Annotated in this window: 32 protein-coding genes and 1 riboswitch; of the genes, 25 read left to right on the top strand and 7 right to left on the bottom strand. The window is 38.6% G+C overall.

Annotated features, from left to right (window positions below):
• The first annotated feature begins 73 nt into the window (after positions 1-73).
• The 13 genes from infA (at position 74) to truA (ending at position 8,832) form a co-directional block, all read left to right on the top strand.
• Positions 74-292 (top strand): translation initiation factor IF-1, encoded by a 219-nt coding sequence (gene infA / locus AB1I62_RS13295; protein ID WP_002356224.1) that lies wholly within the window; start codon positions 74-76, stop codon positions 290-292.
• A 32-nt stretch (positions 293-324) separates the two neighbouring features.
• Positions 325-441 carry a 50S ribosomal protein L36 gene (gene rpmJ / locus AB1I62_RS13290; protein ID WP_002288710.1) on the top strand — a complete coding sequence of 39 codons (117 nt, stop codon included), beginning with the start codon at positions 325-327 and terminating at the stop codon, positions 439-441.
• A 19-nt stretch (positions 442-460) separates the two neighbouring features.
• Positions 461-826, top strand: coding sequence for a 30S ribosomal protein S13 (rpsM, locus tag AB1I62_RS13285; protein WP_002356225.1), 366 nt, complete (start codon positions 461-463; stop codon positions 824-826).
• Between the two features lie 27 nt (positions 827-853).
• Positions 854-1,243 carry a 30S ribosomal protein S11 gene (gene rpsK, locus AB1I62_RS13280; protein WP_002356226.1) on the top strand — a complete coding sequence of 130 codons (390 nt, stop codon included), beginning with the start codon at positions 854-856 and terminating at the stop codon, positions 1,241-1,243.
• A gap of 80 nt (positions 1,244-1,323) precedes the next feature.
• Positions 1,324-2,262 carry a DNA-directed RNA polymerase subunit alpha gene (locus AB1I62_RS13275; protein WP_002356227.1) on the top strand — a complete coding sequence of 313 codons (939 nt, stop codon included), beginning with the start codon at positions 1,324-1,326 and terminating at the stop codon, positions 2,260-2,262.
• Between the two features lie 73 nt (positions 2,263-2,335).
• Positions 2,336-2,719, top strand: coding sequence for a 50S ribosomal protein L17 (gene rplQ / locus AB1I62_RS13270; RefSeq protein WP_002356228.1), 384 nt, complete (start codon positions 2,336-2,338; stop codon positions 2,717-2,719).
• Positions 2,720-2,764: 45 nt separating this feature from the next.
• Positions 2,765-2,977 carry a hypothetical protein gene (locus AB1I62_RS13265; protein WP_048738125.1) on the top strand — a complete coding sequence of 71 codons (213 nt, stop codon included), beginning with the start codon at positions 2,765-2,767 and terminating at the stop codon, positions 2,975-2,977.
• 16 nt (positions 2,978-2,993) lie between these two features.
• The gene (locus tag AB1I62_RS13260; RefSeq protein WP_048738127.1) at positions 2,994-4,193 is read left to right on the top strand and encodes a DUF819 family protein; all 1,200 of its coding nucleotides are present in this window, start codon (positions 2,994-2,996) and stop codon (positions 4,191-4,193) included.
• Positions 4,194-4,208: 15 nt separating this feature from the next.
• Positions 4,209-5,384: a M20 family metallopeptidase gene (locus AB1I62_RS13255; RefSeq protein WP_002396130.1), complete on the top strand. Its 1,176-nt coding sequence runs from the start codon at positions 4,209-4,211 to the stop codon at positions 5,382-5,384.
• A 201-nt stretch (positions 5,385-5,585) separates the two neighbouring features.
• A complete protein-coding gene (locus tag AB1I62_RS13250) occupies positions 5,586-6,425 on the top strand; it encodes an energy-coupling factor ABC transporter ATP-binding protein (protein ID WP_002359354.1) in 840 nt (279 codons plus the stop codon).
• On the top strand, positions 6,401-7,270 hold the full coding sequence (locus AB1I62_RS13245) for an energy-coupling factor ABC transporter ATP-binding protein (RefSeq protein ID WP_002381364.1): 870 nt from the start codon (positions 6,401-6,403) through the stop codon (positions 7,268-7,270). The genes AB1I62_RS13250 and AB1I62_RS13245 overlap by 25 nt, the downstream gene beginning before the upstream one ends.
• The gene (locus AB1I62_RS13240) at positions 7,267-8,064 is read left to right on the top strand and encodes an energy-coupling factor transporter transmembrane protein EcfT (RefSeq protein WP_002373841.1); all 798 of its coding nucleotides are present in this window, start codon (positions 7,267-7,269) and stop codon (positions 8,062-8,064) included. The genes AB1I62_RS13245 and AB1I62_RS13240 overlap by 4 nt, the downstream gene beginning before the upstream one ends.
• 18 nt (positions 8,065-8,082) lie before the next feature.
• Positions 8,083-8,832 (top strand): tRNA pseudouridine(38-40) synthase TruA, encoded by a 750-nt coding sequence (gene truA / locus AB1I62_RS13235; protein ID WP_002356237.1) that lies wholly within the window; start codon positions 8,083-8,085, stop codon positions 8,830-8,832.
• A 50-nt stretch (positions 8,833-8,882) separates the two neighbouring features.
• On the opposite strand, the gene AB1I62_RS13230 is transcribed toward truA, so the two are convergent.
• The 3 genes from AB1I62_RS13230 to AB1I62_RS13220 form a co-directional block, all read right to left on the bottom strand.
• Positions 8,883-9,194 carry a heavy metal-binding domain-containing protein gene (locus AB1I62_RS13230; protein ID WP_002381365.1) on the bottom strand — a complete coding sequence of 104 codons (312 nt, stop codon included), beginning with the start codon at positions 9,192-9,194 and terminating at the stop codon, positions 8,883-8,885.
• 132 nt (positions 9,195-9,326) lie between these two features.
• The gene (brnQ, locus tag AB1I62_RS13225) at positions 9,327-10,682 is read right to left on the bottom strand and encodes a branched-chain amino acid transport system II carrier protein (RefSeq protein WP_002361550.1); all 1,356 of its coding nucleotides are present in this window, start codon (positions 10,680-10,682) and stop codon (positions 9,327-9,329) included.
• Between the two features lie 90 nt (positions 10,683-10,772).
• Positions 10,773-11,264 carry a GNAT family N-acetyltransferase gene (locus AB1I62_RS13220; RefSeq protein ID WP_048738132.1) on the bottom strand — a complete coding sequence of 164 codons (492 nt, stop codon included), beginning with the start codon at positions 11,262-11,264 and terminating at the stop codon, positions 10,773-10,775.
• Between the two features lie 173 nt (positions 11,265-11,437).
• On the opposite strand from AB1I62_RS13220, the gene AB1I62_RS13215 reads away from it, so the two are divergent.
• Positions 11,438-12,022, top strand: coding sequence for a TIGR00730 family Rossman fold protein (locus AB1I62_RS13215; RefSeq protein ID WP_002394583.1), 585 nt, complete (start codon positions 11,438-11,440; stop codon positions 12,020-12,022).
• Between the two features lie 44 nt (positions 12,023-12,066).
• Here the strand turns inward: AB1I62_RS13215 and AB1I62_RS13210 are convergent, their stop codons facing one another.
• Entirely contained in the window at positions 12,067-12,807 is a 741-nt protein-coding gene (locus AB1I62_RS13210) for an amino acid ABC transporter ATP-binding protein (protein WP_002356242.1), read from the bottom strand.
• Positions 12,808-12,818: 11 nt separating this feature from the next.
• Complete coding sequence (locus tag AB1I62_RS13205) at positions 12,819-14,402, bottom strand: ABC transporter substrate-binding protein/permease (RefSeq protein WP_002381368.1); 1,584 nt, start codon at positions 14,400-14,402, stop codon at positions 12,819-12,821.
• A gap of 194 nt (positions 14,403-14,596) precedes the next feature.
• Positions 14,597-14,771: riboswitch (Lysine riboswitch) on the bottom strand.
• Positions 14,772-15,358: 587 nt separating this feature from the next.
• Between AB1I62_RS13205 and AB1I62_RS13200 the strand changes: the two genes are divergently transcribed.
• From AB1I62_RS13200 to AB1I62_RS13175, 6 genes are read left to right on the top strand one after another with little or no spacing between them, the layout of a single operon-like run.
• Entirely contained in the window at positions 15,359-15,895 is a 537-nt protein-coding gene (locus AB1I62_RS13200; RefSeq protein WP_048738134.1) for a hypothetical protein, read from the top strand.
• Positions 15,896-15,908: 13 nt separating this feature from the next.
• Positions 15,909-16,244 (top strand): hypothetical protein, encoded by a 336-nt coding sequence (locus AB1I62_RS13195; protein ID WP_048738136.1) that lies wholly within the window; start codon positions 15,909-15,911, stop codon positions 16,242-16,244.
• Between the two features lie 51 nt (positions 16,245-16,295).
• Positions 16,296-16,829 carry a hypothetical protein gene (locus AB1I62_RS13190; RefSeq protein ID WP_048738138.1) on the top strand — a complete coding sequence of 178 codons (534 nt, stop codon included), beginning with the start codon at positions 16,296-16,298 and terminating at the stop codon, positions 16,827-16,829.
• Positions 16,830-16,842: 13 nt separating this feature from the next.
• Positions 16,843-18,156 carry a hypothetical protein gene (locus AB1I62_RS13185; RefSeq protein WP_048738140.1) on the top strand — a complete coding sequence of 438 codons (1,314 nt, stop codon included), beginning with the start codon at positions 16,843-16,845 and terminating at the stop codon, positions 18,154-18,156.
• Positions 18,157-18,169: 13 nt separating this feature from the next.
• On the top strand, positions 18,170-18,460 hold the full coding sequence (locus AB1I62_RS13180; protein ID WP_002400826.1) for a hypothetical protein: 291 nt from the start codon (positions 18,170-18,172) through the stop codon (positions 18,458-18,460).
• A 3-nt stretch (positions 18,461-18,463) separates the two neighbouring features.
• Positions 18,464-18,799: a hypothetical protein gene (locus AB1I62_RS13175; protein ID WP_048738142.1), complete on the top strand. Its 336-nt coding sequence runs from the start codon at positions 18,464-18,466 to the stop codon at positions 18,797-18,799.
• 118 nt (positions 18,800-18,917) lie between these two features.
• Here AB1I62_RS13175 and AB1I62_RS13170 read toward each other — a convergent pair whose 3' ends face one another.
• Complete coding sequence (locus tag AB1I62_RS13170) at positions 18,918-19,214, bottom strand: hypothetical protein (protein WP_002356244.1); 297 nt, start codon at positions 19,212-19,214, stop codon at positions 18,918-18,920.
• Positions 19,215-19,386: 172 nt separating this feature from the next.
• On the opposite strand from AB1I62_RS13170, the gene AB1I62_RS13165 reads away from it, so the two are divergent.
• The 5 genes from AB1I62_RS13165 (at position 19,387) to AB1I62_RS13145 (ending at position 24,979) form a co-directional block, all read left to right on the top strand.
• Complete coding sequence (locus AB1I62_RS13165) at positions 19,387-20,100, top strand: NAD-dependent protein deacylase (RefSeq protein ID WP_002390258.1); 714 nt, start codon at positions 19,387-19,389, stop codon at positions 20,098-20,100.
• A 4-nt stretch (positions 20,101-20,104) separates the two neighbouring features.
• Complete coding sequence (locus tag AB1I62_RS13160) at positions 20,105-20,950, top strand: chorismate mutase (protein ID WP_048738143.1); 846 nt, start codon at positions 20,105-20,107, stop codon at positions 20,948-20,950.
• 10 nt (positions 20,951-20,960) lie between these two features.
• Positions 20,961-21,473, top strand: a complete 513-nt coding sequence (locus AB1I62_RS13155; RefSeq protein ID WP_002356248.1) for a transcription repressor NadR — start codon at positions 20,961-20,963, stop codon at positions 21,471-21,473.
• A 227-nt stretch (positions 21,474-21,700) separates the two neighbouring features.
• Positions 21,701-23,212 (top strand): glucosaminidase domain-containing protein, encoded by a 1,512-nt coding sequence (locus AB1I62_RS13150; protein ID WP_025190311.1) that lies wholly within the window; start codon positions 21,701-21,703, stop codon positions 23,210-23,212.
• A 276-nt stretch (positions 23,213-23,488) separates the two neighbouring features.
• Positions 23,489-24,979 carry an aldehyde dehydrogenase family protein gene (locus AB1I62_RS13145; RefSeq protein WP_002361555.1) on the top strand — a complete coding sequence of 497 codons (1,491 nt, stop codon included), beginning with the start codon at positions 23,489-23,491 and terminating at the stop codon, positions 24,977-24,979.
• 226 nt (positions 24,980-25,205) lie between these two features.
• Here AB1I62_RS13145 and AB1I62_RS13140 read toward each other — a convergent pair whose 3' ends face one another.
• A complete protein-coding gene (locus tag AB1I62_RS13140) occupies positions 25,206-26,189 on the bottom strand; it encodes an L-lactate dehydrogenase (protein WP_002356251.1) in 984 nt (327 codons plus the stop codon).
• Positions 26,190-26,325 lie beyond the last annotated feature (136 nt).

The following is a 26,325-nucleotide window of genomic DNA, read 5'->3' as shown; positions in this document are numbered from 1 at the left end:
TTCTAGGTGGGAGCTGGAGTTTCCGCCGTTTTATCGTGTGAAAACGCGAAACAAGTACAAGGAGGTACTGTGCGTGGCAAAAGAAGATATGATTGAAGTCGAAGGTACAGTCGTCGAAACTTTGCCGAATGCAATGTTTAAAGTCGAACTAGAAAATGGACACCAAGTTCTTGCTACTGTTTCAGGTAAAATCCGTATGCACTACATCCGTATCTTACCTGGTGACAAAGTAACAGTTGAATTATCACCGTATGATTTAACGCGTGGCCGTATTACTTATCGCTTTAAATAATTGTACTCCGTAAAACCACAGGAGGTATTATCATGAAAGTAAGACCATCAGTAAAACCAATGTGTGAACATTGTAAAGTAATTCGCCGTAAAGGACGTGTTATGGTTATTTGCCCAGCAAATCCAAAACATAAACAACGTCAAGGATAATTAGGAGGTGTAACGAATAATGGCTCGTATTGCAGGAGTAGACATCCCTCGTGACAAACGTGTAGTAGTTTCTCTTACTTACATTTATGGTATTGGTAACACTACAGCTAAAAAAGTTTTAGCAAACGTTGGCGTATCTGAAGATGTTCGTGTACGTGATTTAACAAACGAACAAACAGATGCGATTCGTGCGGAAATTGATAAGTTAAAAGTTGAAGGGGATCTTCGTCGTGAAGTGAACTTAAACATCAAACGCTTGATGGAAATCGGTTCATACCGTGGAATCCGTCACCGTCGTGGATTACCAACTCGTGGACAAAACACGAAAAATAATGCACGTACTCGTAAAGGCCCTACTAAAACAGTAGCAGGCAAGAAAAAATAATTCCTAAGTGAAGGAGGTTAGAACTTCATGGCAGCAAAAAAAGTTAGTCGTAAACGCCGTGTCAAAAAGAATATAGAATCAGGTGTAGCACATATCCATTCTACATTCAACAATACAATCGTAATGATTACTGATACACATGGTAATGCATTAGCATGGTCATCAGCAGGATCATTAGGCTTTAAAGGAAGCAAAAAATCAACTCCTTTTGCCGCTCAAATGGCTGCAGAAGCCGCAACTAAAGTGGCAATGGAACATGGACTTAAAACTGTAGACGTAACAGTTAAAGGACCTGGTTCTGGACGTGAAGCAGCAATTCGTTCATTACAAGCAACAGGTTTAGAAGTGACTGCAATTCGTGACGTGACTCCAGTTCCTCATAATGGATGCCGCCCTCCAAAACGCCGTCGTGTTTAATGAGCGCCACTCATTCTGAGTTTGAATTAGGAACGTCATTGAACAAGACACTTTTCGTTTTGAAAGGGGTATAGATAAGAATGATTGAATTTGAAAAACCAAGAATCGAAAAAATTGATGAAAATAGAGATTATGGTAAGTTCGTCGTTGAACCATTAGAACGCGGTTACGGAACTACTTTAGGTAACTCTCTACGTCGTATTTTATTGTCTTCTTTACCAGGAGCTGCAATTACGAATATTCAAATCGATGGTGTTTTACACGAATTCTCAACCATTCCAGGTGTACGAGAAGACGTAACACAAATTATTTTGAATATTAAAGGCTTAGCATTGAAATTATATGCTGAAGAAGAGAAAACCCTTGAGATCGATATTACAGGACCCGCTACCGTGACTGCCGGCGATATTATCGTGGACAGTGATGTTGAGATCCTAAATAAAGATTTAGTTATCTGTAGTGTTGCTGAAGGAGCTACTTTCCATGCTCGCTTAACAGTGAAACCTGGTCGTGGCTATGTTCAAGCAGACGAAAACAAAAAAGAAGATATGCCAATCGGTGTACTTCCAGTTGATTCCATCTACACACCCGTTCGTCGTGTTAACTACCAAGTAGAAAATACACGTGTTGGTCGTCGTGATGATTTCGACAAATTAACAATGGAAATATGGACAGATGGTTCAATCATTCCTCAAGAAGCACTAAGTTTAGCTGCGAAAATCATGACTGAGCATTTAGATATCTTTGTAAACCTTACTGACGAAGCGAAAAACGCTGAAATCATGGTGGAAAAAGAAGAAACTCAAAAAGAGAAAATGCTAGAAATGACGATTGAAGAACTTGATTTATCAGTTCGTTCATATAACTGTTTAAAACGTGCAGGCATTAATACTGTACAAGAACTTACAAACAAATCTGAACCAGAAATGATCAAAGTACGTAATTTAGGTCGTAAATCTCTTGAAGAAGTAAAACTTAAATTGCATGATCTAGGATTAGGATTACGTAAGGACGATTAAGACTTTTACGAAGTTTCCAGTCCTGCTTAACAGCAGTGGCTCGTGAGAACAGAAACGAAGGAGGGAACCCAACGTGAGTTACCGTAAATTAGGACGCACATCAAGCCAACGTAAAGCTATGCTACGTGATATTACAACTGATTTAATCATCAACGAACGCATCGTAACTACTGAAGCTCGTGCGAAAGAAGTACGTTCAACTGTAGAAAAAATGATTACTTTAGGTAAACGTGGAGATCTTCATGCACGTCGTCAAGCAGCTACTTTCGTTCGTAATGAAGTTGCTAGTGTTCGTGAAGAAGATGAGTCTATCGTTGTTGAATCAGCTTTACAAAAGCTATTTAACGATTTAGGACCTCGTTTCGCGGAACGCCAAGGTGGTTACACTCGTATCTTGAAGACAGAACCAAGACGCGGCGATGCAGCACCAATGGTAGTTATCGAATTTGTTAAATAATTAATAAACCGATCACTTTATAGATGTTTCTTTTAGAGTGTTATGATGTTGGAGGCGACTCCGAGTCTAGCTCTGCTTTCCCTGCTAAAGATGGCTTTAGTAGGGGAGCACTCATCATATAAAGGTGATTTTTTTTTGCTTTGGGAAAACGCTGTTTTCTCAAAGCTTTTTTGTTTCTTAAAAGCATTGCAGAAGCTTTTCCGGTTTGTTATACTGGTTATTAATTGGAATTTTCAGATAATTAAACATCTGAGTTAGTAGAAGGGGGAATTATATGTCGCAAATGTTTGCTTTTTCGTTGCTGATGGTTATTTTATACATTGGTGATGTAGTTTCTATCAAAACAAAAGCTTGGGTTCCATCTGTTTTTGTTTGTGGTGTTTTATTTATTCTTGGTTATTGGACTATTTTTCCACAAAATATTGTGGAAGTGGCAGGGATTCCTACAGTGGTTGCCACTTTATTAATGTATCTGTTGATTACTAATATGGGCACTCTGCTCTCTGTTAAAGAATTGGTTAATCAATGGAAAACGATTGTGATTGCTTTGTCAGGTATTCTGGGCATTATTGCCTTGTTATTAGCTGTAGGGACTTTTGTTTTTGACTTAAAAACAGTTTTAGTTGCAATCCCGCCGTTAGTAGGAGGTTTAGTTTCTTCATTAGTAATGTCAGAAGCGGCTCAATCAGCTGGTTTAGCCTCACTTTCGGTTTTGGCAATTTTAATTTATGTCATTCAAGGGTTTGCAGGTTATCCCTTAACTTCAATTGTTCTAAAAAAAGAAGGAAAGCGGAAGCTTCAAGAATATCGAGCAGGGACATGGCAGCCGGTTCATGAACAAGAGGGGCAAGAAACAGGAGCAGAACCAGATGTGCCTAAACTATTTGAAAAAGTACCCAAACGATATCATACAGATTATTCACGAATTTTACGTTTAGCCTTAGTTGCCACACTCGCTTATTATGTTTCTGTGTGGACGGCACCGTTTGTGACGATTAGTCCTTTTGTGCTGTGTTTATGTTTTGGCGTGATTGCAACGTCTTTAGGCTTTTTAGAAAAGCAACCATTACAGAAAGCAAATAGCTTTGGTTTTGCGATTTTAGGGTTAATGCTTTTTGTCTTTGATGGCTTAAAACAAGCCACACCTGAAATGTTGATGGATTTATTTTTACCAATGATTGGGATTATTGTGATTGGTGTTATCGGGATGTACATCTTTTCAGCAATTGTTGGTCGTGTATTAGGTGTGAGTAAAGAGATGGCATTCGCTGTTTCGTTGACAGCTTTATATGGCTTTCCAGCCGATTATATTATTACGAATGAAGTGATTCAATCATTGACAGAAGATGAACAAGAACAGGCGGCTTTAACGAGCCATTTAATGCCACCGATGTTAGTGGCAGGTTTCGTAACAGTCACCATTGTTTCGGTTATTTTAGCGGGTATTTTTTCAAGTATTTTATTAAGTTTGTAGAAACGGGGCGTAAGTATGAAAAAAATCAAAGCACTGATCAAGCAGCATGCACAAGAAATGATTGCTTTTCGACGGGATTTACACCAACATCCAGAATTACAATTTGAAGAATTTCGAACGACAGAAAAAGTTGCGGCAGTTCTTGATCAATTGGGAATTACTTATCGCAAAACAGAACCGACGGGTTTAATTGCTGAAATTGTGGGCGGCAAACCAGGCCGAGTGGTTGCGCTGCGGGCGGATATGGATGCCTTACCTGTACAGGAATTAAATGAAGATTTAGCTTATAAATCTTTAGAAGCTGGCAAGATGCATGCATGTGGGCATGATTCCCATACCGCGATGTTAGTAACAGCAGCTAAAGTATTAAAAGAAATCCAAGAAGAACTTCAGGGAACAGTAAGGTTAATTTTTCAACCATCTGAAGAAAATGCGCAAGGTGCTAAAGCAATGGTTGCGCAAGGCGCAATGACCGGTGTTGATGATGTATTTGGCTTACATATCTGGTCACAAATGCCTGTAGGAACCGCTTCGTGTCGAGTGGGCTCAAGTTTCGCATCCGCAGATATTTTTTCTGTTGATTTTAAAGGACGTGGTGGCCATGGTGCCATGCCAAACGCTTGTATTGATGCGGCAGTCATAGCTTCTTCTTTCGTGATGAATCTGCAAACGATTGTTTCTCGGGAGACAGATCCTTTAGATCCAGTAGTTGTCACGATTGGACGGATGGATGTGGGGACCCGTTTTAATGTGATTGCTGAGAATGCACGTTTAGAAGGAACGGTTCGTTGCTTTAGTGTAGCAACGCGTAATCGAGTAGAACAGGCGCTGCAACGCTATGCGGAACAAACAGCCGCTATTTACGGTGGGACGGCTTCGTTAGATTATCAATATGGAACGTTGCCAGTGATTAATGATGAGCAAGATGCCTTGTTTGCCCAAACACTAATTAAGGAAAATTTTGGTGAAGCGGCCTTAAGACAAGAAGAGCCGACAACCGGTGGTGAAGACTTCAGTTATTATACTGAACATGCTTCTGGTTGTTTTGCCTTAGTGGGAAGTGGTAATCCAGAGAAAGATACGGAATGGGCACATCACCATGGTCGTTTCAATATTGATGAAGATGCGATGGCAATGGGTGCTGAGTTATATGCCCAATATGCGTTTGAATATTTGAAGACGCATTTTTAAAAGAAAATCAGTAACTTCTTGTTTTATGAGAACAAGAAGTTATTTTTATGAAAAATAGACCTGTCAAGACAGATAAGAGCTCCCATAATGACCGTTCTTTTGGTATAATAAAAAATAGTGTGAAGAATCAGAACAGATGATTGAAAAAACGCTACTTTTTTGGTAGTGTTAGAAAGAATAAATAGATTGAGGGAGTACGCGATGCAACCAATCATTGAACTAAATAATATCCAATTTAATTATCAACCAGAAGATGCTTCTCCCGCTTTAAAAGATGTGTCTTTTTCCATTCAACAAGGCGAATGGGTCGCTATTATTGGCCATAATGGTTCTGGTAAATCAACGTTAGCCAAAACGATCAATGGGCTGTTACTGCCAGCTGCTGGGACTATCAAAGTTGGCGGCAAAGAATTAAATGAAGCAAACGTCTGGGATATCCGGCGTATGGTAGGAATGGTCTTTCAGAATCCAGATAACCAATTTGTCGGTTCAACAGTCGAAGACGATGTGGCTTTTGGTTTAGAAAATCAAGGTATTCCGCGTGATGAAATGGTCGAACGTGTCCACGATGCCTTAGAACGGGTTCGTATGTTAGATTTTGCCAAGCGAGAACCTGCTCGGCTATCTGGTGGCCAAAAACAACGAGTAGCTATCGCTGGTGTGGTTGCTTTGCGACCAGATATTATTATTTTAGACGAAGCGACAAGTATGTTAGATCCAGAAGGTCGTGCAGAAGTAATTGCTACCATTCAAAAGATTAAAGAGGAAAGCAATTTAACAGTTATTTCTATTACCCACGATATTGATGAAGCGGCTAATGCGAATCGTATTTTAGTGATGCGCCAAGGACAATTGACAAACGAAGGAACACCAGAAAAGATTTTTTCTGCAGGAGAAGCGCTTGTTGAAATGGGCTTGGATTTACCGTTTCCTGAAAAATTAAAAGTAGCTTTGAAAGAGCGTGGCGTTGTTGTGCCCACGAATTATTTAACAGAAGAAGGGATGGTGGATTGGTTATGGACATCCGTTTTAAACAAGTAGATTTTACTTACCAACCCAATACTCCTTTTGAGCAACGGGCATTATTCGATATTAATTTAACGATTCAAGACGGCTCTTATACAGCGATTGTCGGACATACTGGCAGTGGCAAATCAACGCTATTGCAACATTTAAATGCTTTGGTGAAACCAACTAAAGGCCAAGTGACAATTGGAGAGCGTGTGATTACGCCAGAAACTGATAATAAGAATTTAAAACCAATTCGTAAAAAAGTTGGGATCGTTTTTCAATTTCCAGAAGCACAATTGTTTGAAGAAACAGTGGAGCGAGACATCGCTTTCGGACCGAAAAATTTTGGTGTTTCAGACGAAGAAGCGAAAAAATTAGCTAAGAAAATGCTTGATTTAGTCGGCTTAGATGAAAAATACTTACAACATTCTCCGTTTGAGTTATCAGGTGGTCAAATGCGCCGTGTCGCAATTGCTGGTGTGCTAGCGATGGAACCAGAAGTCTTAGTATTAGACGAACCGACCGCTGGTTTGGATCCTAAGGGTCGTAAAGAAATGATGGAGATGTTTAGTCGTCTGCATAAGGAACATAATATGACCATCGTTTTAGTGACACATTTGATGGATGATGTGGCTAATTACGCAGATCATGTGATTGTTTTAGAAAAAGGACAAATCGTCCGAGCGGGAGCACCACAAGAAGTGTTTCAAGAGACACAATGGTTGAAAGAAAAACAATTAGGCGTGCCAACTGCAGCCGAATTTGCTGAAAAATTAGTGGCAAAAGGCTTTTCTTTTGAGCAATTACCATTAACGGCCGATCAATTAGCCGATCAGCTTCTGAAAAAAATGCAGGAAGCAGGTGAGGCAAAATGATGAATAAATTGATTTTTGGGCGCTATATTCCAGGTGATTCTTTTATCCATCGTTTAGATCCGCGCGCAAAATTATTAGCTAGTTTTTATTTTATTGGAATTATCTTTTTAGCAAATAATTGGCAGAGTTATGTTTTAATAGCAGCCTTTACTGCTTTTGCTATTTCATTATCAAAAATCAGTGCCCGCTTCTTTATCCGCGGTGTTCGGCCATTATTATGGCTAATTCTGTTTACTGTGGCTCTTCAAACCTTGTTTACACAAGGGGGCGAAGTGTACTTTCAGTGGGGAATTATTTCCATTACCCAGTTTGGTGTGACGAATGGGCTATTTATTTTCTGTCGTTTTGTTTTAATTATTTTCATGTCAACGTTATTAACTTTAACGACGGCACCATTAGAGTTATCAGATGCGATTGAATATTTGCTACGTCCACTTCGTGTGGTGAAATTTCCAGTTCATGAAGTTTCATTGATGTTATCAATTGCCTTACGTTTTGTCCCAACATTAATGGATGAAACGGAAAAGATTATGAATGCCCAACGTGCCCGTGGTGTTGATTTTGGTGAAGGAAACTTACTTCAAAAAATGAAAGCTATTGTTCCACTTTTAATTCCGCTTTTCGTAAGTAGTTTTAATCGTGCGGAAGACTTAGCGACTGCCATGGAAGCAAGAGGTTATCAAGGTGGCGAAGGACGGACAAAATACCGCATTCTTCATTGGCACCTACGAGATACAATAGTAATGTTTGGCTTTGTCTTGTTAACCATTGGCTTATTTGTATTAAGAACTTAGAAAAGGTGAAGAAAAATTATGCCCCGCTATAAAGCAATCATTGCCTATGATGGCACTCATTTTCATGGCTTTCAAAAGCAGCCTAATGAGCGTACCGTTCAAGAAGAAATAGAAAAAACGTTAGCACGCATGAATAACGGACACTCCGTGACGGTTTTTGGTTCAGGACGAACAGATGCAGGTGTTCATGCAATGGGCCAAGTGATTCACTTTGATTATCCGCAGGAACGTCCGTTGGAAAAAATGCGCTTTGCGTTAGACACACAAACACCAGAAGACATTGCTGTGCGCAGCGTGGAACGTGTTTCAGAAGACTTTCATGCACGTTATCACGTGATCGAAAAAACCTATCAATTTAAAGTGGATATTGGCAAACCGCGAAGTCCATTTCGACGTTTTTATGCTAGTTATTTTCCGTATCCCATTGATCTCGAAAAAATCCAACAAGCTTTGCCTGATTTATTAGGCACCCATGATTTTACCTCTTTCTGTGCCTCAGGAAGTTCGGTAGAAGATAAAGTCCGAACCATTCATGAAGCCAGTGTTCATGTCAATGAAACGGGGGATGAATTAACATTCACTTTTCGGGGCGATGGTTTCTTGTACAAAATGATTCGGATTTTAGTTGGTACGCTATTGAAAATCGGCAATGGGCGGCTGGAACCAACCGCGATTCCAGCAATTATCGCAGCCAAAGATCGAAATTTAGCAGGTCCGACTGCTCATCCAGAAGGATTGTATTTAGCAGAAGTGAAATATGAAAACTAAAAAGACGTAGACCTTACAAGAAAAGGTCTGCGTCTTTTTAGTTGCAAAATTTAGATGTATTTAACAGCTGTTCCGTAAGCCACGACAGATTGCATGTCTGTGCCAATTGTGCCAGAATCAAAACGCATCATCACAACGGCATCTGCACCTAATTTAGAGGCTTCTGCTTTTAAACGTTCGATTGCTTGGTCGCGTGCTTCTCGTTGCATATCAGTGTAACCTTTGATTTCACCGCCAACTACGCTTTTTAGTCCAGCACCTAAATCTTTAAACATATTTTTAGAACGTGTGGTTAACCCGAAAACTTCTCCAATAATTTCATATTCTTGACCGCTAATTCTCTCGGTTGTTGTAACTAACATGGGCAATTTCCTCCAGTACTTGTTGGTAACTTCAATTTACCATAGTCAAGAGTTTGGTACAACGAATATACATAAAAACGACACTAGAAAAGATGCGCTTCCGCATTTCTTCTAGTGTCGTTTTGGTAAGAATTAATCAAGAATAGGATCTTTTTTAGAAATCATGACCCAAACCCAACTAATTAGAAAAGCAACCGTTGCTGGAACGACCCAGCCCATGCCAATAGTGAACAATGGTAAGTATTGGCCGGCTTTTTCTAAAAGCGTTGTTACAAACGCCGTATCTTTGATAAAGGCAGGCGCGCTATTTAATGCATCTAAAACAGCAGCAATCAATGTGATATAGGTCGTTGCTTGATAGACTTCCCGTCGATGTTTGAAAATAGGACTGATGATTACCAAAAGCATTAAAGTAATCGCCAATGGATAAAGGAACATCAAGACTGGAACGGCAAATTGAATGATGTTGGTTAAGCCGACATTTGCAAAAATAGCTGGTAAAATAACAACAATTGCCAAGAATTTTTGATAGGAAACTTTCGGAAACATTTCTTCAAAAGTCTCAGAAAAGGCTGTGCTTAAGCCGATACCGGTTTTTAAACAAGCAAGAACTACGATAAAAGCCAGTAAAATACTCCCTGGTAGGCCTAAATAGTAATTAGCAATTTGGGCTAAGGCAATCCCGCCGTTTTCACTGATTGGAAAAGCCCCGATACTCATTGTTCCCATATAAGCAAGTAAGGTATAGATAATCCCCATCAATACAACACTGAAAGCACCTGATTTAATCATTCCTTTAGCGATATCTCCTGGTTTTTCGACGCCCATATTTCGTAAAGTGGAAACGACAACAATCCCAAAAGCTAATGAAGCTAAAGCATCCAACGTATTATAACCTTCTGTAAATCCTTTAAAAAAAGGACTTGAAATATAATTTTCACCAACAGCGGCACTGGCCACATGACCTAATGGTTTTACAAAGGCTAAAACAATCAAAATTCCTAGCAATGCTAAAAATAACGGATTTAAAAATTTACCCACATAATCTAAGATTTTACTTGGCTTTCTAGAGAAGAGCCAAACGGCTAAGAAAAATAATGCGGAAAAACCAGCAAGAACCAGCCATTGCAAGTCTTTAGGAACAAATGGTGCAAGACCAATCTCAAAAGAAGTAGTTGCTAACCTTGGTAAAGCAAAGAAAGGACCAATCGTTAAATATAATAGTAAGGTAAAAATAAGAGCATAACGACGATTAATCCGAGAAGCTAAGTCAAAAACACCTGAACTTTTAGAAACACCCATAGCAATCACACCAAGAAAAGGTAAGCCAATTCCAGTGGCTAAGAAGCCCAAGTTTGCTAAAAAGACGGAAGCCCCCGCTTCTTGTCCCATATGTACAGGGAAAATTAAATTTCCAGCACCGAAAAACAAACCGAATAACATTGAACCAACGTATAGATAATCACGCCAAACTAACTTTTTTTGCATAGATTCACACTCCTTAATATTGTCTTATTATTTAAAATAACAGAAGAAGAAACAGAGAGCAACCAGTTTTTATAGAAAACATTGGTTTTCTTATTTTTCTATGAAATAAGCATACTGATAATCATCACAATAGTGTCCATTTATATAAAATTCTTCTTTAAAATGTGCTTCCTGCACAAAACCATGTTTTTCATAGAATCGAATGGCTTCTTGATTGGTAGCCATTACTCGCAAACTCAGCTTATGAATCCCGCTTATCTGGGCCATCTCTTTGACATACGACAACAAAGAACCACCAATCCCTTGGCCCTGGAAATCTGGCGAAACGCCAATACTTAGTAGCCATTGCTTTTGATGAGCTGCTAACGAAGTGGGCGGATGGACTTCAATAAATCCAGCAAGTTGTTGTCCGCTGATGGCAACGAAAATCGTTTCATCTTTCATTTTTTCTTGATATGCCGCAAGCGAGAGTGGTTGTATCTCGGCAGGGGTATTCTCTTTTGTCCAAATGATTTGGTCCAAGGCATGTAATGCGGGCCAATCTGCTTCGGCAACTAAGCGAATAGTGAGTGAGGTAGACAAGATAATAGTGCTCCTTTTTCTGAAATTTTAAAATATAAAAAGACTATAGCATTTATTGTCTGAAAATTCAAATACTTTTAAAACGAAAAGAAAAATGGCTGCACCTTTTCGATAAAATCAAAATATGCTACCATAGCTACCAGAGGATAGATGGTAAAAAAGAATCTATCTAAATGGAGGGTATGTTTGTGAAAAAAATGGCAGTATATTGTGGCGCTAGTCTGGGAAATGAGCCAATCTATCAGCAAGCTGCAGTAGCGTTAGCCGCTTGGATGAAAGAAAATCACTATGATCTAGTTTATGGCGGTGGCAATGTTGGTCTAATGGGTACAGTGGCTGATACGCTTTTGGCAGAAGGTGGAGAGGTAATTGGTGTCATGCCCACTTTTTTAATGGAACGAGAGATTGCACATAATGGCATTACAAAGATGCATACAGTCAGTGATATGCATGCGCGTAAGAAAAAGATGATTGAATTGGCAGATGTGTATTTAGCTTTACCCGGTGGTCCCGGCACACTCGAAGAAATTAGCGAGGTGATCTCTTGGGGCCGAGTCGGTGAACATATGAATCCTTGTATTTTATACAACGTGAATGGTTACTATGATTTACTAGCTGCTTTTTTTGATAAAATGGTAGAAACTAATTTCTTAACAGCGGCGGATCGAGCTAAAATTTTCATTTCAGATTCCTTAGAAGAAATTGGTGCATTTATTGATTCCTATGAACCGCCAATGATTCGTCAATACAAAAAATAACAAAAGAGGCAGTCACTCTAACCAGAATGACTGCCTCTTTTTTACTAGTTTTTCGTTAAAATCCGATGTAAGAACTCTTTTGTCCGAGCTTCTTTTGGATGGACAAAAATATCTTCAGCGGTCCCTTCTTCAGCAATGACACCTTTATCCATGAAAATAACACGATCGGATACGTCCCGCGCAAATTCCATTTCATGTGTTACAATCACCATTGTTAGCCCTGTATGGGCAAGATTTTTCATCGTTTTTAGCACTTCGCCAACCATTTCAGGATCCAATGCAGAAGTTGGTTCATCGAAAAGTAAAACATCTGGATCCATTGATAATGCTCGAGCAATGGCTACCCGTTGCTTTTGTCCACCAGATAATTGAGCAGGTTTGGCATCAATAAAACGAGCCATGCCAACTTTTTCTAAATTTTCTAAGGCAATTTTTTTGGCTTCTTCTTTGTTTCTTTTTAGGACAGTCATCTGACCAGAAGTACAGTTTTCTAAGACATTCATGTTATTAAATAAATTGAATGATTGGAAAACCATACCTAAATGGGTCCGATATTTGGGCAAACTATAACCACGTTCTAAAACATTTTTACCATTATAGATGATTTTGCCATCTGTTGGTTTTTCTAACAAATTGATACAACGTAGTAACGTTGATTTACCAGAACCAGAAGAACCGATAATGGTGACAACTTCTCCTTTGTTGACGTTCATATTGATATCTTTTAATACTTCGTTTTCGCCAAAGCTTTTTCGTAAATGTTCAATTTCAATAATTGCACTCATCTGTTTGCCTCCTAGCTTTCTTTTCCTTCTTCAGTTAATTCTTCTACTTTAACGTAAGCAGAAGGGCCATCCATTTTACGTTCCACAACACGTAAGATTCGTGTGATCACAAAAGTCATTACCAAGTACATGATGCCGACAATTGTAAAGGTTTGGAAGAACTGGAAGTTTGCGCCAGAAGCAGCATTCCCTTGGAAGAATAAATCTGCGACACCGATAACACTTAACACGGCTGTATCTTTGATATTAATGACAAATTCATTCCCTGTTGCAGGTAAAATATTACGTAATACTTGGGGAATAACGACTTTACGCATTGTTTGTCCATGGGTCATCCCAATCGCTTGTGCTGCCTCGAATTGTCCTTTATCCACTGCGAAAATACCTCCGCGAACAATTTCAGACATATAGGCACCAGTATTCACAGAAACGATAAATAATGCGGCCACTGTTCGGTCTAAAGAGATGCCAAAAGCTAGAGCTAAACCATAGAAAATAACCATTGCTTGAACCATCATTGGTGTACCACGGAAAACTTCAATATAAATAGAAAGAATTAAATTTCCTAATTTTTGGAAGAAACGAGCGACTGGGTTTTCAGAATCTGGAATTGTACGGAAGACACCAATTAGTAAACCAAGGGTTGTTCCGACGACCGTCCCGATTAACGCGATAAATAGCGTTAAACCAGCACCACGTAAAAACATGTCGCCATATTGATTCCAAATATTTTTGAAATCGTTAATAAGTCCTGTTTTTTGTTCATCACTATCTGTTGCTGCAGGTTGATCCTTGATTGCTTGGTCCATAATTTTTGTCCGTTCATCTTGAGAAATACCTGCTAAAATTTTGTTTACTTTTTCAATGTCTGGATCGCCTTTACGCATGCCGACTGCTACTTGTGAGTCTTCAGCGCTAGCATCAAAGCCATTTTCTTTTGGAAATTCTAACATTTTTAATTCTTTATTGACACTAGTTGCTGTTATGCCTTCAGGGCGTTCACTAACATACCCATCAATCATGCCAGAAGCAAGTGCTGTTCGCATAGCTGAAAAGTTATCCATTGCTTGCTGTTTATTGACATTTGGAATTTGATCAATTAATCCGTAGTGGAATGTATTTAGTTGAGCCGTAATTTTAGCATCAGCTAAATCTTTCAAGCTTTTTGCATTAGCGTATTTGCCATCTTTTTTTACAATTACGACAAATTGTGATTCATAATAAGGGTTTGTAAAAGCAATTTCTTTTTTTCGTTCAGCGGTTGGGCTCATTCCGGCGATAATGGCATCAATTTTTCCAGATTGTAAGGCGGGCGCCAAGCCATCCCATTTGGTTTGGACGATTACTAATTTACGACCTAAACCATCGGCAATTTTTTTAGAAATTTGAACATCATAGCCGCCTGCATAAGAGTTGCCTTGAATAGGCACTGCGCCATGTGCGTCATTTTTCTGTGACCAGTTAAAAGGGGCGTAGCCAGCTTCCATGCCGACACGAAATTCACCATTTTCCTCCGCCGAAGCGTTGGTTGTCATGCCAAGTAACGAAAATAGCGTGACAAGTAGTAGACTGAATGAAAAAACTTTTTTGTTCATCTTTTTCTCTCCTTTAAATTTCTTGTCTGATTGATCGTTTTGTCTTTTTTCAATCAACAAGCTTTGATAATCAGCTGAGCAAAAGCGATTCTGTCTTTTTAAAGGAGAATACTTCTGTCACAACCTATTTTTGAATACAAAAAAACAACCAAACAGATGTAAGGTTGCTAGGTAATGTCGAAAAAAATTCCTCAACGAAACATAGCACAACTTAGCATCACTACTAAGACAGTCCGCAAGCTCTTAACTTACGTCCCAACACACAACAGAAGAGGCTCCGTTATGCATTTCGGCGATTGATCCTAAACTTGCTTCCCAGCGTCCTCTCACTCCACAAGCGTAATAAAAACCGCGACCTCTACCTCTTTTTTGAGGCACTATTCAGTTATTAAATTCAGTTATTAATTTTAGGATAAATCCAGAAGAAAGTCAATATGTTCCAGCAAAGGAATTTATCAAGAGGACACAAACACCATGAAATTAGCGTAACATTAAGTAAAAGAAAAAGATAATAAAAGAGAAGAATCGTTTTGAGATGAGCGATTTTACACTGTTAATTAAGCGTTTACAAGGTTGGTGTAGTGTGTTAAGTTGAAGATAGCAAAAGTTGTTTGAATATTCAGTGAATAACAAAGTACGTAGAGTTAGAAAAACATGTCCTATAGATATACATAAAAGAGATAAGTAAACCGTTCAACGAATAATTGAAGCAAATGTGAAGACGGGGGAAAAAAAGGTGCAGAAAAAAATTACAACAGAGTATTTAGCAAATGCAATTGATATGATTAAAAGGAAGGTTCAAACAAACAGTAAAAATGTGAAATTAGAAAGTCAAGGAAAAAAGGCTTAGAGACAGCTTTTGTAGGTGGACTTTCTGAAGAATATCAGGAAGTGAAGATAGCTTAACATAGAAGTTTTAAAAAATTAGTGTACATAAAAAGAAAGGAGGGGAGTCAGTGAAAAAAAGAAAATGGTGGCTAAGTACCTTAGCTGCTGCAGTACTAATCATAATAGGAATTGGAGGGAAACAATACATGGATAAAAAAGCAATAGAAAAAGATTACCAACAAGGGATCGATTTGATTCAAAAATATGTATCGAACTATTTGGTAGAAAACTATGAAGGTATTGAGAAGATTGAGTGGCAAGGCGTTGGTGTAGAGTGGCGGAATGCAAAAGGATATGGGACTTCGCTGTTGGGGAATTATGTGGATAGTGATGTGAAAGTGTATGTTTCGGAAGATAAATACTTTATGCCTTACTTTCGATTGGCTGATGAAGCAGATTATGATTATGAGTTGGAAAAATATGTTGTACTAGATTCATTAAATTCTAAAAATATAGATATTGTTATTGAAGCAGAATTAAAAAATACGATAAATAAATTAAGTCAGAATGAAAATAAAATTTTTGACAAATTTAAAAAAGCTACTAAAGGAAGTCCAAATGCAAAAGTAGTTTATAACATAGAAATTCACGAATTAATTTATTAGGAGGTAAAAGATTTTGACAAAGGAAATTACAACAGAAGAATTGGCAAAGGCAATTGATGCTATTAAAAAGACAGTTCAAAAAGAAACTGACACTGTGACTTTAGATATTCAAAGACGAAAAACAGACTATCAAATCATCCACAAAGCCGCCAGCACCCAATCCAGCCAACTAAATGCCATGGCCATCGCGCCTTTAGATGATCAAGGCAAACCTGACTGTAACAACATCGCTGTCGTGTACGCTGGTACCAATTCCTTTGGGGATGAAGGTAAAAAAGGCTTTGAAACAGCTGGAACAGCTTTTGTAGGTGGAATTTCTGAAGAATATCAGGAAGCCAGAATATCTTAACATAGAAGTTTTAAAAAATTAGTGTACATAAAAAAGAAAGGAGGAAAGCCAGTGAAAACAAGAAAATGGTGGCTAAGTACCTTAGCTGCTGTAGTACTAATAATAGGAATTGGAGGGAAACAATACATGGATAAAAAAGCAATAGAAAAGGATTACCAACAAGGAATCGATTTAATTCAAAAATATGTGTCAAACTATTTGGTGGAAAACTACGAAGGCATTGAGAAGATCGAATGGCAAGGCGTTGGCGTGGAATGGCGGAATGCAAAAGGGTATGGGACTTCGCTGTTGGGGAATTATGTGGATAGTGACGTGAAAGTGTATGTTTCGGAAGACAAATATTTTATGTCAGATTTTCGCTTAAGTGAAAAAGGAGAATACAAGGACGAATTGAAAAAGTATGTTTTATCAAAAACATTAAATCCTGAAAATACAGATGGTACTATTGAGGTAGGGCTAGAGAATGCAGTCTATGGTTTGAGTCAAGAAGAAAAAAAAGTTTTTGAAAAATTTAAGAAGTCCGATAAAGGTAGTCCAAACGCAAAAGTAGTTTATGACATAGAAATTCACGAATTAATTTATTAGGAGGTGAAGAAATTTGACTAATGAAATTACAACAGAAGATTTAGCAAAATCGATTGATATAACTAAGAAGAAGGTTCAAACAAAAGGGAAAATAATTGAATTAGAAATTCAAGGGGAATTAAAAAAATTCAAAATCATCCACAAAGCCGCCAGCACCCAATCCAGCCAACTAAACGCCATGGCCATCGCCCCTTTAGATGACCAAGGTAAACCTGACTATAACAACGTCGCTGTCGTGTACGCTGGTACCAATTCCTTTGGTGATGAAGGTAAAAAAGGCTTTGAGACAGCTGGAACAGCTTTTGTAGGTGGGCTTTCTGAAGAATATCAGGAAGCTGAAAAATTTTTAAAACAAACGCAGCAAAAAATTGCCTCGCAAAACGGCACAATTACCGATGTTGCAGGCTTTAGTCAATCAGGTGGCTACATGATGAAAATGGCAGGGAAATACGGGCAAGAAATGGGCTTCCGTACCACCAGTTTTGATGATTGGGGCCGCAATCAATTTGAACGTTTAACGACGAGTGAAAAACAGTGGCTACAAGAAAATCCAGAATTTTTGATTCGCTACCAAAATGATTCATGGGCAGCACTGTCAGGACGTGATAGTAAATATGGCACGATTTCTTCGATTTCAGGGGTTGGTGAACATAATACTTTAGCCAACTATTTTGACGGGGACGACTTGGATTTGGATCGTTTAGCCAAAGATGGCATTTTCGCACCGAATATGACTTTGGAGCAAGTCAAGTTAGCAGCGAAAGTCTGGGCAAAGAAAAATGGCGACTGGGATCCCACCACAAATAATGAAGCCGAAGCGAAAAAACGAGTGCAGGAGTACTTAGAACTCTATGGCGAATTTGCGCAAACGAATGCGAATTTGGAAAAATTAAAATCTGGTACTGATAAAGCTATTCGTTCTTTACATACAAAAATTGCCAGTGCTTCTGGCGGTCAAAAAATCAAGTTACGAGCAGACTTGGCATTACAGGTAGCTAATCAGGCTAGGACAATCGGTGAAGAAGCGGAGAAATTGCTGAAACAAAGCCAGCAAGACACAGAACAAGCGTTAGCAGAAATTTCCAAGGAAATTTTAACAAGTGCCAATGAAATTAGACAATATTTGTCTTATTCTGAGGTCCAAGCAATGATTGCACCCTATGAAAAAAGTCGTTTGTGGAACGAGGCACAGGCCAGTCACAATCGGAAACAAGTTCAACAATATAATCAAAAACTGATGACGTTTAGTGAAAAGTTAACAACTGCGGCTAAAAATATTCAAGAATACGATCGCCAAACAGGGAATCAGTTATTTGCACAGAAATGAAAGGATGTCGCACATGGATGAACTGGAAAGAGAACTTCAATTGGAATTAGAACGCGTACAAAAGATACAAGAACGCCAAGCCATTCAAGCTGTGATTACAGCAAAACAAACCAGAATCGCAACCATCAAACAAACCTCCACACATACAATCAAGAAACTTTCAGAATTGATGAGCAAACAATCAAAAACTACGTTGCCTTCTTCCTTAAAAGGTGCGTTCCAAGGGCAAGTGGCGGACGCAGCGAGCCATTATTTGAAAACGATTCCTGACGCAAATTTAAAAACACCAGCAAAAGGAGGTTAGGAGATGACACCGGAAGAAAAACGCCGCAGTTACCAGATGATTGAAGACAACTATTATCAAGAAAAGCGCAAAATCAATCAACAACAGCAACATGTTTCCGCTGAAATCCAGCGATTTAGACAACAAACGAACCAACTAGTAGACAAGGTGGCTTATTTTACTAGAAATGATACTTGGGACAAACGAATGTTTCATCATCAAATAGCCACCAGTTTAGATGAAGTGAAACGAACAGAAAATCGGTTTGTTTCAATCCTAGAAGAAACAGAACAAACCCTGCGAAAAAATTATCGAAAAGAGATTGAGAAATTGGAAGAAATGGCAAGAATGGATTTGTAAGGGATTGGTAAATAAGGATTGACAGGATTTTTTTTGAAGAAATAAGAATATCAGTGCGTAATTAGTGTCTTAAAAAAACCTTGAATTCATATGAATTCAAGGTTTTTTAAACAATCACTTAAGCTTTGACAGCTTTTGGTTCACGACCTAAAATAGCTTGAAGAACAGTCAATACACCTAAAGAAGCTAAAATTGTATAAATTAGACTTGAGTAAGTTAAGATACCGAAATCCCAAGTTTTGTAAACTAATAAAACAATTGCTAAGGCGATAATAGCGATAACGTTGAAGAACGCAAAAGCCCAAAGATTTCCGTTTTCTTTACGAGAAAGATAAAAAACAGAGAACCAAATGCTTAAAACGCCCCAAGCGATGCAGGCAATAATTGCAGCCCAATAAATAATAAATGCGACCATTGTTGTTTCACCTCACTTTTACTCATGCATATTTTACCACGAGTTGAGAAATTTGTCACAAACTCTTTCAAGATAAATCAATATATAGGTAAGAAGTTTTCAAAAAGTGGAAAAACTTTTGGTGCTAATGTTAAAATACGTTATAATATAGAAGATTAGGAGCTGAATCGATATGCAAGATATCACGCAAGCTGAGGCAATTCATTGGTTGGCAACCCAACAAAAAATCACATTTTTAACAGGTGCGGGTATCTCGACAGCCTCAGGTGTGCCAGATTATCGTTCCTTAAAAGGTGTCTATCAAGGAATCCAGCAACCGGAATACTTATTGAGCCGGACTTGCTTAAAAACAGAGCCAGAAAAGTTTTATCAATTCGTTAAAACGCTCTATCATCCAGACGCACAACCTAATATCATTCACCAGAAAATGGCCCAATTAGAGCAAATGAAACGGGGAAAAATTGTTTCACAAAATATTGATGGGCTTCATCGAAAAGCAGGTAGCCAAGAAGTGGTGGACTTTCACGGTAATTTATATGAATGTTATTGCCAAACTTGTGGTGCAACGGTTCCTTGGCAAGACTATTTGCTTAGTGATCGGCACGCAGACTGTCATGGACAAATCCGTCCAGCTATTACTTTGTATGAAGAAGGATTATCCGAAGAGGCAATCGAAAAAGCCATTCAGGCCGTTGCTTCTGCCGACTTAATCGTGATTGTCGGCACGAGTTTTCAAGTGCATCCATTTTGCGATTTGATTCATTATAAACAACCAACGGCAGCTATTTTAGCCATTAATCAAACGCCGCTATTTTTACAACAACCTTATTATTTTTTAGAAGCGAAAGCCGAAACGATATTTGCAGAATTAACGATAAAGGAGTAACGGAATGGAAGAATTTAAATCAGAAAAAGAAAAAATGATCGCAGGTGCACTATATTTTGCCTCAGATCCTGAATTAGTGGCTGATCGCAAAAAAGCCCGTGAACAAATGGCGTTAATTAACCAACAACCAGACACTTATATTCGTCGTCAATTAATAGAAGAAACATTTGGAAAAGTGGGTGTCGGGACGTACATCGAACCGATGATTCAATTTGATTATGGCTACAACATTTCTGTGGGAAAAAATTTCTATGCCAATTTTAATAACGTTTTTTTAGATGTTTGTCCAATCGAAATTGGCGATAACTGTATGTTTGGTCCCAATGTGCAACTCTATACAGCCGAGCATCCATTACAAGCGGCCAAGCGTAATAGTGGAATGGAATCAGGGAAACGAATTATCATTGGCAACAATGTTTGGATTGGCGGTGGAGCGATTGTCCTTCCTGGCGTAACATTAGGCGATAATGTAGTGGTAGCAGCAGGCGCTGTTGTGACCAAATCGTTCCCAGAAAACTGTGTGATCGCAGGTAATCCAGCACGGATAATTAAAGAATTGACTGAAGATGACGCCCCAACAACTTCTTTAGAACAACAACGAGCAAAGATTAACCAAATCGATAAGGAACTGGTCCGTTTATTAGAACAGCGGATGGACGTCGTCGCAGAGATTGCTGCAGTGAAAAAGAAAGCAGGTCATGCGGTTTTTGATTCTAAAAGAGAACAACAAGTATTAGAAACTATTCTGAATCATGTTGAAAATGCCGAGTATGAAGAAACATTATCTGAGACTTTCCAGGGGATTATGGACGCCTCTAAACGTTTCCAAGAAAAACATTTAGGAGAGTGAGGCGAAGGTCGTGGATGGAGAAATCAGAAGAAGAGAGATTGTTAAAAGATTAAGAGAGACCGAAAAGCCAATTAGTGCCACTCGTTTTGCAAAAGCTTTTGATGTCAGCAGACAAATTATTGTAGGAGATGTCGCTCTATTACGGGCGACAGGGGTCGAAATTGTCGCAACAGCTCGAGGGTATATGTTGGAACAACCTTTAGAAGGAATTGAGCGGAAAATTGCTTGTCAACATACGCCTGAACAAACGAGAGAAGAATTGTCAGTCATTGTTGCCAAAGGTGGAGAAGTGGTAGATGTGAGTATTGCACATCCGCTTTATGGGGAATTAATCGGCAGTTTGCGCATTCAATCAGAGAAAGATATTGATAAATTTATGGACAAGTATCAAAAAGAGCATGCTACATTACTATCAGTTTTAACAGGAGGCGTCCATCTGCATACTATTCGCTGTGCAGACGAAGAAACTTTCCAAGAAATCAAAGAGGCACTTCGAAAAAAAAGTATTTTGTTTGAAGGATAACGAGAAAAAGAGAGGACATTGATGTTTATTCAAGCCCTTTCTTTTTTTTCTTAGAAAATTACCAAAAAAAGATAGAAGAATTTGTGAATTTTCTTCTATTTTTTTAACTTTTTGCTAGAAATTTTTTATGAAACAGTATACTATTAAAAAAGGAGCCATTTAAACAATAACTATGTCAATTATTATGTTGGTACATAAAAATAAATGGAGAAAAATAAAAAAGGAGAATGAGTATGAAAAAACAATTTGCCCTGTTCTCTACCTTATTACTTTTAGGTTCATCAATGCCAGTAGGTGCATTTGCAGAAGGTAATAACTTGGTAGCTGAAAATAGTTCTGTTGCAGAAACAACCGCAGAAGCAACAACTGCTGAAGACACTGAAACGACAGCAACTAGTGAAACAACAGAAGCGACAGAAGAATCAACAACTGAAACAGAAAGTTCAACCGAATCAAGTGAATCTACAACCACGGAGTCCACGGAAACGTCAGGAACCGAAACGACAGATTCCACAACGGATTCAACATCCACAAGTACGACAGAATCGACTACTGACTCCACCTCAACGAGTACAACAGAGTCAACCACAGATTCTACGTCAACAAGTACAACTGAATCAAGTACCACGCCGACGACCACACCAAGTTCTTCTAAAGAACAGCCAAAACCTGGCACGAGTACTTCTGAATCAAAACAGCCGGCGAAACCAGTGACACCAACAGCGCCAGCTGAAAAACCAGTAGAACAACCAGCAGCGTCAACACCGCAGCCCGAAATAGTCCCACCAGTTACAAATGAAACGGTTGGGTTAGTGGAAGACGATGAGACGTTTACGGTCAGCAAAACGAAGAAGACAGAAGAGTTTATTCAAGAAATCGGGGAATCTGCTCGGAAAGTGGCCAAGGACAAAAACTTATATGCTAGTGTGATGATTGCTCAAGCAATTTTAGAAAGTGGCAGCGGCAATAGTAAATTAAGCCAGAAACCAAACTACAATTTGTTTGGTATTAAAGGCGATTACAAAGGTCAATCTGTTTCTTTTATTACCTATGAAGACAATGGTTTCGGTAACCTATACACAGTAGAAGCAAAATTCCGTCAATATCCAACGTATAAAGAATCAATGGAAGATTATGCGAAATTATTGAAAAATGGTTTAGATTCCAATAAAGATTTCTATCATGGTGTCTGGAAAACGGAAGCCAAATCATACAAAGAAGCGACACGTTTCCTAACAGGAAAATACGCAACGGACAAAGATTACCATAAGAAATTAAATGCGTTAATTAAAACATACGATTTAACTTATTATGATAAAGAAAAAGCAACCGTTGAACCAATGGAATCAAATTTCCCAGCCTATAATGGCAAAAACTATGACACCTTTAATAGTTATGCTTGGGGCAACTGTACACAATATGTCTACAACCGTATTACGCAATTAGGTAAACGTGTGGACTTAACAATGGGGAATGGTCAAGATTGGGGCGAAACAGGTCGTGCACGCGGGTACAAAGTAAGTCGTACACCAAAAGCAGGTGCAGCGGTTTCCTTCCCAGCTGGCGTTTTAGGCGCAGACAATACTTATGGTCATGTCGCATTTGTGGAAAAAGTCTTTAAAGATGGTAGCATCTTAATTTCTGAAATGAACGTGAAGGGATTAAACGTTGTTTCGACACGTACAATCTCAGCTGATGAAACACATTTAATGAACTATATCGTTCCAAAAGATAAATAAAAAAATCAGCTCTTTGTCAATAAGAACGGATGAGTTGGAAAAATCAAAGCTAGCACTGAAGAAGCAATTTTAATTCTTCAGTGCTAGCTTTTTTTGTGGCAAAAGTTCTCTCCAATAAAGTTTAATACATTCAGTTATTGCCAGGAGGCTTGAGGTCGGGATGAGTTAGCAACAGTCGCTGATAGCTATATTTTTTTTAGGTAGAATTATTTACTTTTAGGTGGAAGATGTCTTATAATTGTAAGCGGATACAAAAATAAAAAAAGAGGTGGGTAAATGAGTAAAAAAGAAATAAATCAAGTAGTTGCCAGTAGCTATCAATTGTATATTAATGGAGAGTGGACAACAGGTAGTGGTAACAAAATGATTGCTAGTTACAATCCTAGTAATGGTGAAAAATTAGCAGAATTTGTAGATGCCACAAATGCAGATGTGGATCGAGCTGTAGAAGCAGCTCAAGAAGCGTTTCAGACATGGAAAGATGTTGACGTTGTAACAAGAAGCAATCTTTTATTGAAAATTGCTGATTTGATTGAAGAAAATCAAGAACATTTGGCTATGGTGGAGACTTTAGATAATGGAAAACCGCTTCGGGAAACGCAATCGATTGATGTCCCTGCCAGTGCAGACCATTTTCGGTATTTTGCTAGTGTGATTCGTGGAGAAGAAGGATCTGTCAAAGAATTTGATAAGGATACGTTATCCATTGTTGTGAAAGAACCCATCGGTGTTGTGGGTCAAATTATTCCGTGGAATTTCCCCTTATTAATGGGTGCTTGGAAATTAGCACCAGCGTTGGCAGCAGGTAACACGGTTGTGATTCATCCGTCCTCGAGCACATCATTAAGTCTGTTGGAATTGTTTAAAATTTTTGATCAAGTCTTGCCGAAAGGAGTAGTGAATTTAATCACCGGTCGTGGTTCTGATTCAGGAAATTATATGTTGGCACATCCAGGGTTTGATAAGCTAGCTTTTACAGGCTCAACAGAGGTGGGGTACACTGTCGCTAAAGCGGCGGCCGACCGCCTAATTCCAGCCACTTTAGAACTTGGCGGAAAATCAGCCAACATTATTTTTGAAGATGCCAATTGGGAACGTGCATTAGAAGGCGTGCAGTTAGGGATTTTATTCAATCAAGGGCAAGTTTGTTGTGCTGGGTCTCGTGTGTTCGTTCAGTCAGGTATTTATGATCAATTTGTAGAAGCTTTAAAGGAAAAGTTTGAACAAGTGAACGTTGGTTTCCCGTGGGAAAAAGATGTTGAAATGGGCGCTCAGATCAATGAGCATCAATTGGAAGAAATTTTAAAATATGTCGAAATTGGTGTGAAGGAAGGAGCTACACTGATTACTGGTGGGCAACGTTTAACAGAAAATGGGCTAGACAAGGGGGCGTTTTTAGCACCTACGTTATTAGCGAATGGTACGAATACAATGTGTGTGGCCCAAGAAGAAATCTTTGGTCCTGTTGCAACAGTGATTAAATTTGAAACGGAAGAAGAAGTCATTCGTTTAGCTAATGATTCTGAATATGGTCTAGGTGGTGCGGTCTTTTCTCAAGATATCAATGTGGCATTACGGGTTGCTCGTGGTGTACGGACAGGTCGGATGTGGGTCAACACATACAATCAATTGCCTGCGGGCGCGCCATTTGGCGGTTATAAAAAATCAGGAATTGGTCGAGAAACGCATAAATCAATGCTAGATGCTTATACGCAAATGAAAAATATTTACATTGTGACAAAAGAAGAAGCAGATGGACTGTATTAAGTAGTGTAGTGAATTTTAGATAACAAACTTATTTTTGGTTATTGTTATTTTTCGAGCTAAACAAAACAATAATTTTTTTTAAAAGTTGAGTGATGAGTAAAGTAAAACAGATTAAAAGTAAAGCCTGGTGCAAAAATCACTTTGGATTTTTGTACCAGGCTTTAAAGCGGAGTAACAATAGTGTTCACTCTTGGTTGTTTTTAATTTTCGACTATTATAGAAGGAGTTACTTTGCTTCTTCTGCTTCAAATTTAGCAAAAGCTGTTTCAATAACTTCTTTTAATGCAGAAGCAGAAGCTTCCATTTTTTCTTGTTCAGCATCTGTTAATGGAATTTCAATGACTTGTTTAACTCCTTGGCGGTTGATGATCGCTGGTGCACCGATATAAATATCGTTTTGACCATATTCACCTTCTAAATAAACAGATAATGGTAACACAGAGTTTTCATCGTTTAGGATAGCTTTAGTGATACGCGCTAGTGCAACCGCGATTCCATAGAAAGTAGCTCCTTTTTTCTCGATGATTGTGTAAGCAGCGTCGCGTACGTTGAAGAATAAATTAACCATTGCTTCTTCATCGACGTCAGGATTATTTTTCACCCATTCGTAAATTTGTAAGCCAGCGACATTCGCATGTGACCAAACTGGGAATTCTGTATCTCCGTGTTCCCCTAAGATGTAGGCATGGACATTTCGTGCATCAACATCAACTAATTCGGCAATTGCTTGACGGAAACGAGCAGAATCTAGTGAAGTTCCTGAACCGATTACTCGTTCTTTCGGGAAGCCAGAGAATTTCCAAGTTGAATAAGTCAAAATGTCGACTGGGTTTGCGGCAACTAAGAAGATACCGTTGAAACCAGAATCAACAATTGTTGTAACGATTTCTTTATTAATTTTCAAGTTTTTATGAACTAAGTCTAAACGAGTTTCGCCTGGTTTTTGAGGCGCACCAGCTGTTAAGACAACTAAGTCTGCATCATGGCAATCGTCATAAGTAGCAGCATAGATTTTTTTAGGAGAAGTAAATGCTAATGCGTGAGATAAGTCCAACGCGTCTCCTTCAGTTTTTGGTACATTAATATCAATAATCCCAACTTCTTGAGCAATATTCTGAGTTACTAAAGCAAAGGCATAGCTAGAACCTACGGCACCGTCCCCGACTAAAATTACTTTTTGGTGATCTTTATTCCCTGCGGCTGCAGTCATGTGTACCATTCCTTCCTCTACATTCTTTTTCGTGAGCAACGAGTTTTTATTTCCTGTTGCTAAAGTGATAGTAACATGGTTTGTAAAAAATGTCACGAACTTTGATTGTAAAAATGATACAGTTTTCAGACCTGTT

It is taken from the genome of Enterococcus sp. AN402 (genome assembly GCF_040719405.1).
GTDB classification, from domain to species: Bacteria; Bacillota; Bacilli; order Lactobacillales; family Enterococcaceae; genus Enterococcus; species Enterococcus faecalis.
The sequence above is the reverse complement of the archived record's forward strand: the minus strand, read 5'-3'. Positions and strand labels throughout refer to the sequence as shown.

Coding starts and splice junctions, on each gene's coding strand:
- rpmJ (WP_002288710.1), top strand. CDS start 325: ATGAAAGTAAGACCATCAGTAAAACCAATGTGTGAACATTGTAAAGTA.
- rpsM (WP_002356225.1), top strand. CDS start 461: ATGGCTCGTATTGCAGGAGTAGACATCCCTCGTGACAAACGTGTAGTA.
- rpsK (WP_002356226.1), top strand. CDS start 854: ATGGCAGCAAAAAAAGTTAGTCGTAAACGCCGTGTCAAAAAGAATATA.
- AB1I62_RS13275 (WP_002356227.1), top strand. CDS start 1,324: ATGATTGAATTTGAAAAACCAAGAATCGAAAAAATTGATGAAAATAGA.
- AB1I62_RS13265 (WP_048738125.1), top strand. CDS start 2,765: ATGTTGGAGGCGACTCCGAGTCTAGCTCTGCTTTCCCTGCTAAAGATG.
- AB1I62_RS13260 (WP_048738127.1), top strand. CDS start 2,994: ATGTCGCAAATGTTTGCTTTTTCGTTGCTGATGGTTATTTTATACATT.
- AB1I62_RS13255 (WP_002396130.1), top strand. CDS start 4,209: ATGAAAAAAATCAAAGCACTGATCAAGCAGCATGCACAAGAAATGATT.
- AB1I62_RS13250 (WP_002359354.1), top strand. CDS start 5,586: ATGCAACCAATCATTGAACTAAATAATATCCAATTTAATTATCAACCA.
- AB1I62_RS13245 (WP_002381364.1), top strand. CDS start 6,401: ATGGACATCCGTTTTAAACAAGTAGATTTTACTTACCAACCCAATACT.
- AB1I62_RS13240 (WP_002373841.1), top strand. CDS start 7,267: ATGATGAATAAATTGATTTTTGGGCGCTATATTCCAGGTGATTCTTTT.
- truA (WP_002356237.1), top strand. CDS start 8,083: ATGCCCCGCTATAAAGCAATCATTGCCTATGATGGCACTCATTTTCAT.
- AB1I62_RS13230 (WP_002381365.1), bottom strand. CDS start 9,194: ATGTTAGTTACAACAACCGAGAGAATTAGCGGTCAAGAATATGAAATT.
- brnQ (WP_002361550.1), bottom strand. CDS start 10,682: ATGCAAAAAAAGTTAGTTTGGCGTGATTATCTATACGTTGGTTCAATG.
- AB1I62_RS13215 (WP_002394583.1), top strand. CDS start 11,438: ATGGAGGGTATGTTTGTGAAAAAAATGGCAGTATATTGTGGCGCTAGT.
- AB1I62_RS13210 (WP_002356242.1), bottom strand. CDS start 12,807: ATGAGTGCAATTATTGAAATTGAACATTTACGAAAAAGCTTTGGCGAA.
- AB1I62_RS13205 (WP_002381368.1), bottom strand. CDS start 14,402: ATGAACAAAAAAGTTTTTTCATTCAGTCTACTACTTGTCACGCTATTT.
- AB1I62_RS13180 (WP_002400826.1), top strand. CDS start 18,170: ATGGATGAACTGGAAAGAGAACTTCAATTGGAATTAGAACGCGTACAA.
- AB1I62_RS13175 (WP_048738142.1), top strand. CDS start 18,464: ATGACACCGGAAGAAAAACGCCGCAGTTACCAGATGATTGAAGACAAC.
- AB1I62_RS13170 (WP_002356244.1), bottom strand. CDS start 19,214: ATGGTCGCATTTATTATTTATTGGGCTGCAATTATTGCCTGCATCGCT.
- AB1I62_RS13165 (WP_002390258.1), top strand. CDS start 19,387: ATGCAAGATATCACGCAAGCTGAGGCAATTCATTGGTTGGCAACCCAA.
- AB1I62_RS13160 (WP_048738143.1), top strand. CDS start 20,105: ATGGAAGAATTTAAATCAGAAAAAGAAAAAATGATCGCAGGTGCACTA.
- AB1I62_RS13150 (WP_025190311.1), top strand. CDS start 21,701: ATGAGTATGAAAAAACAATTTGCCCTGTTCTCTACCTTATTACTTTTA.
- AB1I62_RS13145 (WP_002361555.1), top strand. CDS start 23,489: ATGAGTAAAAAAGAAATAAATCAAGTAGTTGCCAGTAGCTATCAATTG.
- AB1I62_RS13140 (WP_002356251.1), bottom strand. CDS start 26,189: ATGACTGCAGCCGCAGGGAATAAAGATCACCAAAAAGTAATTTTAGTC.